Annotated in this window: 6 protein-coding genes; all 6 read right to left on the reverse strand. The window is 53.3% G+C overall.

The features are described 5' to 3' along the window. Positions 1–70 precede the first annotated feature (70 nt). The 6 genes from pepF to ACI7RC_RS26355 all read right to left on the reverse strand — a co-directional run bounded on the left by pepF (position 71) and on the right by ACI7RC_RS26355 (position 10,820). The gene (pepF, locus tag ACI7RC_RS26330; RefSeq protein WP_408111130.1) at positions 71–1,879 is read right to left on the reverse strand and encodes an oligoendopeptidase F; all 1,809 of its coding nucleotides are present in this window, start codon (positions 1,877–1,879) and stop codon (positions 71–73) included. Positions 1,880–2,137: 258 nt separating this feature from the next. After that, positions 2,138–2,455, reverse strand: a complete 318-nt coding sequence (locus ACI7RC_RS26335; protein ID WP_408111131.1) for a hypothetical protein — start codon at positions 2,453–2,455, stop codon at positions 2,138–2,140. Positions 2,456–2,539: 84 nt separating this feature from the next. Continuing rightward, positions 2,540–3,229, reverse strand: coding sequence for a DnaD domain-containing protein (locus ACI7RC_RS26340; protein ID WP_408111132.1), 690 nt, complete (start codon positions 3,227–3,229; stop codon positions 2,540–2,542). 104 nt (positions 3,230–3,333) lie between these two features. Further along, positions 3,334–4,623, reverse strand: a complete 1,290-nt coding sequence (asnS, locus tag ACI7RC_RS26345; RefSeq protein WP_408111133.1) for an asparagine--tRNA ligase — start codon at positions 4,621–4,623, stop codon at positions 3,334–3,336. Between the two features lie 154 nt (positions 4,624–4,777). Beyond that, a complete protein-coding gene (locus ACI7RC_RS26350; RefSeq protein ID WP_408111134.1) occupies positions 4,778–6,991 on the reverse strand; it encodes a WIAG-tail domain in 2,214 nt (737 codons plus the stop codon). A 229-nt stretch (positions 6,992–7,220) separates the two neighbouring features. Then, on the reverse strand, positions 7,221–10,820 hold the full coding sequence (locus ACI7RC_RS26355) for a WIAG-tail domain (protein WP_408111135.1): 3,600 nt from the start codon (positions 10,818–10,820) through the stop codon (positions 7,221–7,223). Between the last annotated feature and the right edge of the window lie 143 nt (positions 10,821–10,963).

The raw sequence follows: 10,963 nt of genomic DNA on the forward strand, positions 1-10,963 counted from the left end.
AAAAACGGCGTCGGGCGGATGATCCTCCCAACGCCGCACTATCGGCAAATATATTCCCTGCACCGAAACCTTACGCCCCGGCCAACTCCTCCATCTGCTCCAGCAGCTCCTTAAACACTGCCAGCGCCTCGCTGATCGGCTCGGAGGAGGCCATGTCTACCCCCGCCCGTTTCAGCAGCTCCAGCGGGTAGTCGGAACCGCCGCTCTTGAGGAACCCAAGGTAGCGTTCAACCGCGGGCTGTCCCTCCTCGAGAATCTGCCTGGACAGCGACGTCGCGGCAGAGAATCCCGTAGCGTACTTGTACACGTAAAAGTTGTTGTAAAAATGGGGAATCCTTGCCCATTCCAAATCGATCTGCTCATCGACAACCATGTCCGGGCCGTAGTACTCCACATTGAGCTGACGGTACAGCTGGTTCAGCGAGTCGGCTGTCAACGCTTCGCCTGCTTCCACTTTGGCGTGAATCGCCTTTTCAAACTCGGCGAACATCGTCTGGCGGTAAAGCGTGCCGCGGAATTGCTCCATATAGTAGTTGATCAGGTACATCCGCGTCGTCTTATCGCTCGTCGTCTCAAGCAGGTGGTGCATCAGCAGCGCTTCATTGCATGTCGAAGCCACTTCAGCGACGAAAATGCGGTAGTCGGCATACGTATAGGGCTGGTTGGTATTGGAAAAGTAGCTGTGCAGAGCGTGGCCCATTTCGTGTGCCAGGGTAAACATGTTGTTGAGGTTGTCCTGATAATTCATCAAGACGTACGGATGGGCCGTATACGTGCCCCAGGAGTAAGCGCCGCTGGTTTTTCCCTGATTTTCATAGACGTCGATCCAGCCTGAGTGAAAGCCTTTTTTCAGCACCTGCAGGTACTCGTCGCCAAGCGGATGGAGGGACTCGGTAACGGTATCCACTGCTTGCTCATAGGGGATCTCCATCTCCACCTCGTGGACGATCGGCACGTATAAATCGTACATATGTAATTCATCGACACCGAGCAATTTTTTGCGCAGGGCAACATAGCGATGCATCAACGGGAGGTGTTCCCGTACGGTCGCGATCAGGTTGTCGTAGACGGAGATATCGATGTTGTCGGAAAACAGCGCGGCCTGCAGGGCAGAGTCAAACTTGTGGGACCGGGCGTAGAAGACGTCCCGCTTCACCGCAGACGTCAAAGTGGCGGCAATCGTGTTGCGATGCTGTCCATACGTCGCGTACAGCGCGTTAAACGCATCCTGACGAACACGGCGGTCCCTGCTTTCCATAAACTGGATAAACCTTCCTTTTGTCAACTCCACTTCTTCCCCGTGCTCATCTTTGATCATCGGGAATTTGATATCGGCGTTGTTCAGCATGTTGAAGATCGTGGAAGGAGCGTTCGCCAGTTCACTCGCTTCCGCCAGCAACGCCTCCTCGGCAGCGGACAGGGTATGAGGTTTGTAGCGCGTGATCTCTTCCAAGAGAAGACGGTAGTGCTCAAGTCCAGGCTCACTCTCGATCATCTGGGAGAGCCGGTCATCGGGGATGGCCAGAATCTCCGGCTGGATGAATGCCAACGCTCCGTATACCTGGGTGCTCAGCCCGGTCGCCAGGTCTGTCAGCGCTTGATAGGTCGCATTGGCATTATCTTCGTCACGCCGCATGCGAGCGTATACGTAAACCTGGTCCATCGTTTTGGTCAACTCGTCCTGCAGCGTGAGCGCCTCCAATAATTGCTTGCCGGACTCGGCCAAGGTTCCCTCTTTTTGCTTCATCTGTCCGATCAGTTCTTTTACTTTTGCTGTATCCTTTTCCCAATCCGCGTCAGACGCGTACATGTCTTCCAGTTTCCACTTGTATTCGGCAGGAATTTCGCTCCGTTTCGGGAGCGCCTTGCTCTTGTTCATCTCGTTCACTCCTTCGGTTTACGATAAAATCACAGCAACAAAACAGCCATACACCCATTATCGGATAGGAGCCGCCCGTTCTATTCGCGCTTAGCGGCGCAGGCTCTTTTTAAACGTAAACCATTATCTTCCTGCCGTCAATGCCTGCCAGTTCGCTTCCCGCATGAACCGCCATTTTGGCGGCGGGAGTGGTTCGCCTGCCAGGACAGTGCGAGCCCGCCGCCGATCCAAGCCCTCCTGGAAACACCTGCCGCTCAATCATTTTGCTTCATGTCGATATGCTTCCCACTCTTTTTTCAAGGACAGGACAGCGTGGTACAGTTGAGTCCGCTCTTTGGAAGCCTCCTCTTCAAACCGCTTTTGGCGCTGCTCCCACCGGCCGATTTCCTTTTGCAGCTGGTCGAGCTCCTCTTCCAGCTGTTCGACCCTCTCCTGCAGTTCTTTGTTTAGCACTGAGATGTTATGCCCCGTCGCTTTCGCGGCAAAGCTCTCCTGGCCGACTCCTTTTTCCAGGGGAAACATTCCGTGGAAAGCAACCGAATCGTCCGGCTGCCTGCTTCGCCTTTGTCTGTTCATAGACGCTACCTCCTCTTTGTTTATCGTATGAAAAAAACTGGGCGGGGGTACTCCCGGCAAAAAGAAACAGCCGCTTTTGAGTGTTCAAAGCGGCTGTCTATGGTCCCGTTTTTGCGGTTGGCGGCGGCGCAGACTGTAGTTGCGGGCCTCTTCCGCGCTTTTTATCTGCTGTCGCTGCCATTCCAACAATATGCGGTCTATGTATCGAATATAAAGTTTGCCGACGGATATCGCTTCCCGCATCGCGGCCAGGATCAATTCTTCGGAGTATTTGTCTTCCTCTACCCAGATATGGAGGGTTTCGATCTCGATCGACGAGAGCGGCCGTCCAAAGGCCTGTTCAAACTGCGAATAAAGCCCTGTGCCGTATTCCTGCGCCGACACCATATTCAAACCCGTACCGATACCCAGCACCGACTCGTTAAGCACCTTCCGCTCTTCTTGCAGGCAGTGGTACAAACGGCGGTACAGCGGTTCCAGGTTGTAGCTTTCGTAGCGCATGCCGCTCTGCGGATCGACATCCTCGTCGATGGTGATATACTGCTCCTTCAGCAGCTTCTGCAGGAGTTGAATCAGCCGCAAACCGGACATTGAGACGCGCTCCTCTAACTGCTGCAAGGTCGGAAAGCGATTCCCTTCCTGTTGAAAGGAGAGGAGGTGGATGATCAGCATCATCTCCTCGTCTGAAAGAGACATTCGCTTGTATTTTTTTAACAATATATTAGAAACAGAGGTAGAACCTTCCTGCAGCAATTGAAGAATATGTCGATCCATGTCGTAACCTTCACCCCAATTTCTATTATAGCAAGTCCCGGTTGAAAAGCACAGTGAAAAAGCGACACCCCGTTGCCGATGACAACAGGGTGCCAAGGAATTCGTTATGGGTACAGCCGGTAGAGCATGCGCGGGAACGCAATCGTTTCCCGAACGTGATCCAAGCCGCAGATCCACGCTACCGTCCGCTCCAAGCCGAGGCCGAAGCCCGAATGGGGCACAGTACCGTACGTCCGCAGATCCATGTACCACTTGTAGGCTTCTTCTGACAGCTGGTGTTCCTGAAAACGCTGTTCGAGCAGTTCGGGATCGTCAATCCGCTGACTGCCGCCGATAATTTCTCCGTATCCTTCCGGTGCGATCAGATCGGCGCAGAGGACAACTTCCGGCCGCTCGGGATCGGGCTTCATATAAAACGCCTTGATCTCGGTAGGATACTTCGTAATGAATACCGGCTTGTCGTAATGCTCGGCGATCGCCGTTTCGTCAGGAGCACCGAAGTCGTCTCCCCACTTGATCTCATGCCCCTTCTCCTGCAGCAGGCGGATAGCGTCGTCGTAGGTGATCCTTGGAAACGGCGCGGACACCTGCTCCAGCTTGCTCGTATCCCGTCCCAGCACCTTCAGCTCCGGCTGGCAGTTTTTCAGTACGGATTGAACGACATGGGTTACAAAGTTTTCCTGGATGCGCAGGTTTTCTTCGTGATCGACAAACGCCATCTCCGGTTCGATCATCCAGAACTCGATCAGGTGGCGGCGGGTTTTTGACTTTTCCGCCCGGAATGTCGGACCGAAGGAGTAGACGCGGCCCAGGGCCATTGCTGCCGCTTCCATGTAAAGCTGGCCGCTTTGCGACAGATAAGCATCCTCGTCAAAGTACTTGGTATGGAACAGGTTGGTCGTACCTTCTGCCGAGGTAGGCGTCAGGATCGGCGGGTCTACCTTGTAGAATCCGTTTTCCTGGAAAAATTCATGAACGGCACGAATGATCTCGGAGCGGATCGCCATAACAGCGCGCTGACGAGGCGAACGAAGCCACAGATGGCGGTGGTCCATCAAGAAATCTACGCCGTGCTCTTTCAATGAAATAGGATAATCGTGTGTAATCTGGATCATGTCAATGCCCGTTACGGTCAACTCATAGCCGCTGGGCGAGCGTTCATCTGCCCGAACGACTCCGGTTATATACAGAGAGCTCTCTTGTGTCAATTGGCTGGCCTGCTCCCATGTCTCCTCGCTTACTTCCGCTTTGACAACGACGCCTTGGATGAAACCGGAACCGTCACGCAGTTGGAGGAACTGTATTTTTCCGCTGCTGCGCTTGTTGTAGACCCAGCAACCGATTTTGACTTCTTCCCCTACATGCTGCCCGATACAAGCGATGGTAGTTAGCATCTGCGTTTCCCTCCATTTTTCCGAAACAATAGCCTCATCAATTATACTATTGCAGTCGGGCGAATTCAACGCGGGAAATCACGTCAACCATTGAGAGAAACGGTTCGAGGAGCCATTTCCGAGTGGAATAGCTCCCTAGGCAAACAACGCTCGCTTAGGCGATCCCGTTTGATTTCATTTGATCGTCTCTGCGGTCATGCTCCTGGGAAGGCGCTTGTTTGTGAGGAGAAGCCTTGTCATCGGCAAATTTTTTCCGCCTGTTCTTCGGCAGTTTCTTCGCTGACGACTCACCATCGGCGGCGGGTATTTGGGGAGTTTCCAGCGATGGGACAGCCATCTTTCCGCTGGCAGGTGCCGGAATCTGCTCATCCGGCAGAGAATGCCCCAAACTGGCCAGGGAGTACCCGGGAACTTTTGTTTGAGCTGCCTTTTTACCGATCGCGACCCAAGTGAGGAATCCGCTTAATTCGGCCCCTGACTCCATTCTCGTCACCGCAATGGCAGCGGAAAAAGGCGTGCGCGCGTGCAAGCTGGCAAAGCACTTGGGATGATTGGACATCGCTACAATGACATAATCCTCATCGGCAAATGGCTCTGGCAGGCGGACTTCCGTGAAAAGCGTCTCCTGGTTATGTTCGAACGAATAGGAGATGATGCCAAACAACTGCAAGGTCCCTGTTTCCCTGCTGGCTGTCTGCACCGGACTGAAGGCCAGATGCTCCTCATGTACCGCTGCTTTTTGGATATTTTTGGAACCTACAGCATCTTCGGCCAGGTTTTTTTCTGTCACAGCACCGCTATTCAGATGATCGGTCTGAACGGAATGCATGGCCAGTTTATTGCTGCTGACCGAGCCGTTTTGCAGATGGTCGGCAGCAACAGATTGTATCGCCAGTTTTTCCGAGGAGACGGCTCCATTGACGAGCTGCTCGGTGGCAACAGAACCTACGGCAAGCTTGTCGCGGGTCACGGCTTCCCGGCAAAGATGCTCGGTCGAGACGGAGTGTTTGGTCAGCTTCCGCCCGTCAATGCTGCGGTCACTGATCTTCTCACCCGTGACACTTTTATTTTCCAGCTTTTCGGTCGTGACCGCCCGATCCTTTACATGTTCGGTGCGAATGACTTGCAATCCGAGGTGATGCTCCAGTACCGACTGATCGGCAAGCTTTTCCTTGCTGACGATTCCGTTGGCAAGGTGCTCATTTTTGACGCATTCCGCCGCCAATTTTGCCGAGGTGACAGAAGCGTCTGCCAGTTTCGGGCTGGTCACCGATTTATCGCACAGTTTGTCGCTGGATACGCTCTCCAAAGCCAGTTTCGGGTTGGTGACTACACGGTTGGCCAAGGCGTTCGTCGTCACGGCGCCGTCGGCGAGATGCTGCTGTTCGATAGAGCGCTCGCGTATATGGAACGAGGAAATAACCTGTTTTGCCAGTTTATCGGAAGAGACGGCCTCGTTTTTGATGTGGGGAGTATCGATGGCATTGTCGATCAGATGTTCCGAAGAGATGCTTTTTAAAAGCAGATGTTCCCCGCTAATGGCACCAGGATTGATGTGCCGGGACTGGACCGCGTTTGCCTGAAGGTGGTCGGGGCCAACACTCTCCTGTACCAGCTTTTCCGCCGTCACGGCATGATTTCTCAGCTTTTCGGTCGTGATGGCGCCATCCGCCAATTTTGCCGAGTTGACAGCGTAATTGGCCAAATGGGCTGTTCCAATGGCTCCGTTCCTGAGTTTTTCGCCAGTGACCGCCTGATCCTGGATCTGTTCGGTCATCACCGACTGCGGGTGAAGGTGTTTCGAATGAATCGAGCCATCGGCTATTTTCATCGAGTCGATCGTCTTGTCCGCAAGCTTATCTGAGGTGATGCTGCTGTTCATCAGCTTGTCTCCGGAAATCGTACGATCCCTGACCTTCTCCCCGGTGACAGATTCATTGGCAAGGTGGTTTTCCTCAATGGACAGCGGCGCAATTTTGGTCGCTGTCACACTGCAGGGGGCAAGCTTGCTGCCGTCAACGGAGAAGTCAGCCAGCTCGTAAGTGCCGATGCAGCCCGGCTTGATTTTGGAAGCGTCAATCGAATGGTTTGCGATCTTTTCGGTGGTCACTGCCTGATCGGTCAAATCGTCGGTGTAAATAATGGAACGGCTGTGATCCTTTCGCTCCGTTACGATCTTGATGTAATCCTTTTGATTGGAGGAAACGCTTTCCTTCGTCGTCTGCAATGGAGCATTGACAACCGCTTTCGCTGCGAGGGGCACCGGCTCTGTCAACTCCCCCAGCCATTCAAAGTCCTCGAGCAGCGGTTCGGCCGATCGGACGGATTGTTTCGATTTGCCTGTTCGCCTTCGGCTGTGTCTTGCCATGTTTATCCTCCCTCCACGTATATCGTCAACCTACCCATATGGTATTCCTGTCGCGTAGACAAAGGCACGGGAAGGGGTAAAAATCAGCAAACGCCCTGAGCTGCCGCGATTTACGTATCGAAGCCCGGCATAAGAAAGGCTTCGATCGAGCGGTATCAGGACGTTTTCCTGCCTGATCCTGAAAAAATGGGTGAGTCTGCAGTCAATCTGCATGCTCACCCGCACACGGCTATGAAGTGGTTCTGTTGACATCCTGCTTCGCCTCGGCAATCGCTTCCGACGATTCTGTCAACGCAACGAAATCGGTCTCCTGCTCCTGCGGTTCTTTTGCCTTGGCTTCGACTGCATCTTTTTTCAGTTCCGCCGTTTCAATGCCCGCACTTTCTTCGGACTTCTGGGCGATTACCGTCTCGGCCGCTCCCTGACTGGATTCTGCAGGCAGTTCTTTCATCTCGACTGTCTCGTTTGTCTCCAGGGTGCCGGTTCTCTTCCCCCGCTTGCCAACCGAGATCCAGGAGATCATACCGCTGATCGGCCCGTTCGCCTCCCTTCTGGAGACGATTACGACTGCCATACCCTCCGTCGCGGTTTTCAGGCTGGTGTAGCAGCCCGGATGATTGGTCATCGCTACCATGACGTAATGGGGATCGGCGTATGCTTCTTCCAGCTGGATCTCTACTTCCACCTGTTTGGTGCGCTGTGGAACTTCAAAGGGAATCATGCCAAACTGCTGCAGAATTTCCCCTTTTCCCCGATTCGTTTGCAGCGGATTAAACGAGAGCTTTTCGACTGTCAGAGACTCATCTGCCACATGCTCATTTTGAACGGCAGACTCCGCCAATTTTTCCCTGGTGACCGCCCCGTCTGCCAGGTGACTGGTTCCAACTGCCCCTGCGGCCAGTTTGGTACCGGTCACGGCAGCATCGGCTACATGTGCCGTCTTGATCGCTTCACGGGCTAGTTTCGCTCCGGTGACCACCTCGTCTGCCAGGTGTTTCGTCAAAACTGACCCGCTTTCCAGCTTCGTTCCGGTAACTGACCGCTCGGCAAGGTGTTCGGCTGCTACTGCCCCTTTGCCCAGTTTCTCTGTGGTAATCGCACCGTTCAGGATATGTTCCCCGGAGATAATGTTCTTTGCCAGATTTTCGCCGCTGATGGCGCCGGCCGCCAAGTGATCGGCTGTGACGGCTCCTGCTGCCAATTTGCTTGAGTTTACGGCACCTTCCGCCAGTTTTTCGCCAGTGACCGCTTCATCGACGAGGTGAACTGTTCCAACTGCTCCGTTGGCCAATTTTTCGCTTACGACGGCCCCGTCAGCCAGATGGGTCGTTTTTACGCTTCCGCTTGCCAATTTCTCACCCGTTACCGCTTCGTCTGCGAGATGATGAGTATTGACCGCCCCTCTGGCCAGCTTTTCGCCAGTGATCGCTCCATCGGTGAAATGGGCCGTATTGACAGCCCCAAAAGCCAGCTTCTCACTTGTTACCGTTCCATCGGCCAGGTGCCTCGACAAGACTGTCCCGCCCGCCAGCTTCTCACCGGTAATCGCTTCGTCCGCAAGATGTTCGGCGCTGACAGCACCGTTCTCCAGCTTTCGCCCATTGATCGCCCGGTCCATAATCTTCTCCCTGGCTACCGCACCGTCTTCCAAATGGAGCGTCCCTATCGTCTCTCGAATCAGATGATTTCCGTGGATCGATGCCGCTTTGATATGCTCTGTCTCGACGCTCTCGGGGGCAATCTTGCTGCCCGTGATCGATCCCGCGGCAATTTTGTCTGCCGTAACGGACAGATCCTGCAGTTTTTCCGCGGAGATCGCTCTGTCCCCGATGTGTTCCGATTGAACGGCATTCACCACGAGGTGTTTGGCGTGTACCGACCTCTCGGCGATCTTCTCGGCAGTAACCGAGCCATCTGCAAGATGCTGGTTGCGGATGACATCCGGAGCCAATTTTTGCGACGTGACAGCGTAGTCTGACAGCTTCGCTTCAGTGACCGATAGATCGATCAGCTTATCTGTCGATACGCTCTCTGTGGCCAGTTTTGACGTTGTGATGAGGTGATCGGCCAGATTGTTGGTGACGACAGCACCGTCGGCCAGATGTTTTCGTTCTATCGATCGCTCGCGCAGGTGTTGGGATGTAACGGAGTTCTTGGCTAACTTCTCGGAGGTGATCGAATCGTCTTGGATGTGCTGCGGCTGAACAGCTTGCGGGGCGATGTGTTTGCTCTCAATGCTCTGTTTTTCGATTTTGCTATTCGTCACGGCTCCATCCGCCAGCTTTTTGCCGGTGACTTGCTTATCCGCTATCTGCTTTGAGGTAATCAGGCCATCTTGCAGGTGATGGGTCTTGATCGAGGATGGCTGCAGGTGGAAGTCGGCCACAGCCTGTTTTCCCAACTTGTCGGAGGTTACTGCCTGATCGGCGAGGTGCTGCGTCGATACGGATTGTTTGGCCAGTTTTTCTCCATTTACGGATTGGTTTTTGATGTGCTTGGCGTGTACGCTTCCTTCTGCAAGATGTATGTCACTGATGGCCTGTTTCGCCAGTTTCTCCCCGGTGATCGACTGGTCAATAATATGGTGGGTGAGCACCGATTGTGGTGCGATGTGGTCGCTCCCAACCCCTTTTTTGCTGATCTTGTCTTTTGTGATTGCTCCATCGGCGATTTTCTTCGTCGTCACCTGCTGATCGCCGAGATGTTTTTCGCTAATGATTTTTTCTGACAAGTGATGGGTTTGGATGGAGGCTGGTTGAAGGTGGGCATCTGTCACCGACTGGAGAGCCAATTTCTCGGAGGTGATGAGTTGATCGGCCAAATGCTCCGCTCCGACACTTCTCTTCGCCAGCTTTTCCGCTGTTACCGTATGATTCTTCAAGTGGCGGGCGTGGATAATCTCTTCACAAATGTGTGCTTCCGTAATGCTTTTTTGCGCGATATGTTCGCTGTGCACCGCTCCGATCGACAGGTGCCGCTGCAAGACGGAATTCGGTTGGAGCTGAGTCGGGCCGATGCTGCCCTCGGCCAGCTTTTCCGTCGTAACGGACCCGTCCCGCAGTTTTTCCCCACTGACTGCTCCGTCGGCCAGTTTAACAGCATTGATGGCGTAGTTGGCAATTTGGTTTGTCTGAATGGTACCGTTCCGAATCTTGTCAGCAGTGACCGCCTGGTCTTGAATCAAGTCCGTCGTGATGATGAGCTGCTTCAAGTGTTTGGACTGAATCGAACCTTCAGCAATCTTGATCGAATCGATCGTTTTATCCGCCAATTTATCCGAGGTAATGCTGCCGTCCATCAGCTTATCTCCAGAGATCGTTCGATCCTGTATTTTCTCACCGGAGATGGCTCCTCTGATGATGTGTTCCTCTCCGACTGAAAACGGGGCCAATTTGTTCGAGGTAACGCTGTTATTGGCCAGTTTGGTGCTGTCTACAGCGTAATCGCTCAGTGCCTCCGATCCGACGCTTCCATCTTTCAGTTTGGAGGAGTCAATGGCGCGATTGGCAATCTTTTCTGTCGTAATGGCTTGGTCCGTGATGTCGTCTGTGTAAATAAACGCCCCTGCATGCTGTTCTTTCCGCTCCTTGACGATCTTCGTGAAATGCTTCTGGTTAGGTACCTCCTCCTCTTGCGGCACTCTTTGCGGCGCTGGTGTCTGTGCCGCTTTCGCAACCGTTCTCGTTCTGTAACTTTTTTTATCTTCCTCTGGTTCAATAATTTCTTCCAGATTAATCATTTCCTCTAGTTCGAGTTCATCTAATAAAAAATCCGGAACCGGTGATGATCTTTTCGGTTTATTCACGCGCCTGGGTCTTTGTTTGGCCATATCTGATCCTCCTTTTCCACATCTGCAAACCTTGCTACGAATATGGTATTCCGCCTGCTAGACGAAGGCACAGGGATCAGGAAAAATAGGCTGGCGCCCAAAAAAAAACTACGACTGACCAATTATCTAACAAGGATTTCCAA

The organism is Brevibacillus sp. B_LB10_24 (assembly GCF_046036945.1).
GTDB lineage: Bacteria > Bacillota > Bacilli > Brevibacillales > Brevibacillaceae > Brevibacillus_C.

What these genes read in the sequence shown, in the direction of transcription:
- pepF (WP_408111130.1), bottom strand. Translation starts at nt 1,879, where the DNA reads ATGAACAAGAGCAAGGCGCTCCCGAAACGGAGCGAAATTCCTGCCGAA.
- ACI7RC_RS26335 (WP_408111131.1), bottom strand. Translation starts at nt 2,455, where the DNA reads ATGAACAGACAAAGGCGAAGCAGGCAGCCGGACGATTCGGTTGCTTTC.
- ACI7RC_RS26340 (WP_408111132.1), bottom strand. Translation starts at nt 3,229, where the DNA reads ATGGATCGACATATTCTTCAATTGCTGCAGGAAGGTTCTACCTCTGTT.
- asnS (WP_408111133.1), bottom strand. Translation starts at nt 4,623, where the DNA reads ATGCTAACTACCATCGCTTGTATCGGGCAGCATGTAGGGGAAGAAGTC.
- ACI7RC_RS26350 (WP_408111134.1), bottom strand. Translation starts at nt 6,991, where the DNA reads ATGGCAAGACACAGCCGAAGGCGAACAGGCAAATCGAAACAATCCGTC.
- ACI7RC_RS26355 (WP_408111135.1), bottom strand. Translation starts at nt 10,820, where the DNA reads ATGGCCAAACAAAGACCCAGGCGCGTGAATAAACCGAAAAGATCATCA.